The following is a 1,955-nucleotide window of genomic DNA, read 5'->3' as shown; positions in this document are numbered from 1 at the left end:
ATAAAGATGCTCTAATTAAATCCAGTGAGTACATTCCATCGCATCAACTAGATAAAGTAACTCGTGTTTCTTTTGATATAACTTCAATGCTAGATAAATTCGCGGCTGAAGTAGACCGTACTAAAAAAGATTACTCTTTAAAAGAAGCAATCAAATATTTAAACTCTTTGAAAGATAATATACCTGATGTAACACTACCTGAAGAAATTAAAAGCAGGATGCCTTTTTCTATTGTGATTTCAGATTTTATTCTATCTCAACTTTACATAAATTTTATTAACAAATTAATTCCACACAAAAGCCTACAACCAACTTCTCTTAATGGCGCTAAACCTTTTATAGATTCCTTAACCATGCAGCACATGAAATTGTTACACAGTATAGCAAAACCAAATGGAAAAATAATTGTTCTTTCAGATATGTTTGCCTTCGGTTTTGAGTTTGATGGTACCTTAACTCCTTTTAGTAAAATCGTCATTGAACATGGCTTAAATATCCTGAAAACAGTTCCTCCGGCAGAAATAATTGAATCCTGGTTAAATAAATATCCAATTGTAGCTGGTAATGATGTCTTGTATGTGTTAAAGAAAAACAATTTTACTAACATTAAACTAGATACAATTTATTATTGGTGGTGGATATTTTCAAGAGAAAGAAGATACTTTGTTAACTGTTTTATTTTTTCACCTGTAACTCCTTAATCTTTAGAGATTTAAGTGGCATGTTTAAACATGAAATAATCAACTTTTTATATTCATTACTGTCCATAGATACTGAATTTTCTATATATACTGGTTTTTCATTGCATGCTTGCCTGTTAGATTCCTTCAATGATATCACCTACTTTCTAAAATTTATTTTAATTCAGCACCTTTCTTGCTACTGTGTATTTGTCATATTCCATCCTTTGGGTTATTTCCTCCCTCTTGAATATCCCTTTCACCTTGCTATACTTGTAATCTGCCACAACCTTAAGATTAAGAAATTCGCCCCTCTTGGCAGTATGAGGGGCTGATATGCTTATTACCGTAAAGTTCTTATCAGTCAAAGCTTTTTGCAATTCATTCCTCATAGATGCAGTCAATTCATTCTTTTCTTCCATTTCAAGCAGTATTTTTCGGCATTCAGCTCTAAATTGGAAGTTTGCCGATAGTGGAATAAAGTATTCTGTAAAGAATAAAACAAGCGATAACACTAAAGCCAGCATTAACAGATTTATAGGTATTCTTCCAAGCATTATAGATTCACCAGCGTTGAGTTTTGTCTAATATTTAGATTTAGCAAATATTATGTCAAATGTGGAACTAAACCAACTTGAGGCTTTAGTCATTATATTTTGAGCAATATTAGACAGTCCTGGTGCTATTATAAATGCCGCTATAACTAATACCATGGCGGCACCTATTATTTCATCTTTGCCCCATCCACTATTGTTTTTCAGCGGTTTCAATGGTTTTTCCATGCTTGTCTTAAATCTGCCTAGCATATTGCCTCCTCTCAGTATCATTTCCATTGACTTTTCATTGATTTTTCTGATGTAATTCTTCATTCTTCTACCATCCTTTCAATATTTCAATTTCTAAATATTATTTTGATTGCTTCATTCAATTCGCCTATTTTAGGCACAGCAATCATGATAATCACAATTAGCATGATAAATATCATGGCCAAACTGGCTTTTTTCTTCGCATTTTCGGTTTCGGCCTGTATGTAGTTCAAATACTTGTTGAACATGACTTCTTCCTGTCTCATTAAAATGTTCTCATTATCTCCCGTATCAACTCCTTGCTTAATTGCTACTGTCAAAGTTTCAGCTTCCAATGTATTAAAATATGAGCAGAAATCTTTCAAGCTTTGGTCAATATCCAATGTAAGCTCATACTTGGCAGCAAATCGAATAAGAATTTCTTTCAGCTCCTTATCTTCAACAACTTCATAAACAGATTTTATTGCGT

General features: G+C 32.6%; 4 protein-coding genes. 1 reads left to right on the top strand and 3 read right to left on the bottom strand.

The genetic code is table 11. The features are described 5' to 3' along the window. On the top strand, window positions 1-701 hold a 701-nt coding region (locus BUB48_RS18260), incomplete at its 5' end, for a hypothetical protein (RefSeq protein WP_175548470.1). A gap of 158 nt (window positions 702-859) precedes the next feature. Here BUB48_RS18260 and BUB48_RS17405 read toward each other — a convergent pair. The 3 genes from BUB48_RS17405 to BUB48_RS18255 form a co-directional block, all read right to left on the bottom strand. Further along, the gene (locus tag BUB48_RS17405; protein ID WP_073028220.1) at window positions 860-1,237 is read right to left on the bottom strand and encodes a hypothetical protein; all 378 of its coding nucleotides are present in this window, start codon (window positions 1,235-1,237) and stop codon (window positions 860-862) included. A gap of 27 nt (window positions 1,238-1,264) precedes the next feature. Beyond that, the gene (locus tag BUB48_RS17400) at window positions 1,265-1,549 is read right to left on the bottom strand and encodes a hypothetical protein (RefSeq protein ID WP_073028219.1); all 285 of its coding nucleotides are present in this window, start codon (window positions 1,547-1,549) and stop codon (window positions 1,265-1,267) included. 23 nt (window positions 1,550-1,572) lie between these two features. Further along, window positions 1,573-1,955: hypothetical protein (locus BUB48_RS18255; RefSeq protein ID WP_175548469.1), on the bottom strand; the 383-nt coding region annotated here is incomplete at its 5' end.

The organism is Lutispora thermophila DSM 19022 (assembly GCF_900142105.1).
Classification (GTDB): domain Bacteria; phylum Bacillota; class Clostridia; order Lutisporales; family Lutisporaceae; genus Lutispora; species Lutispora thermophila.
The sequence above is the reverse complement of the archived record's forward strand: the minus strand, read 5'-3'. Positions and strand labels throughout refer to the sequence as shown.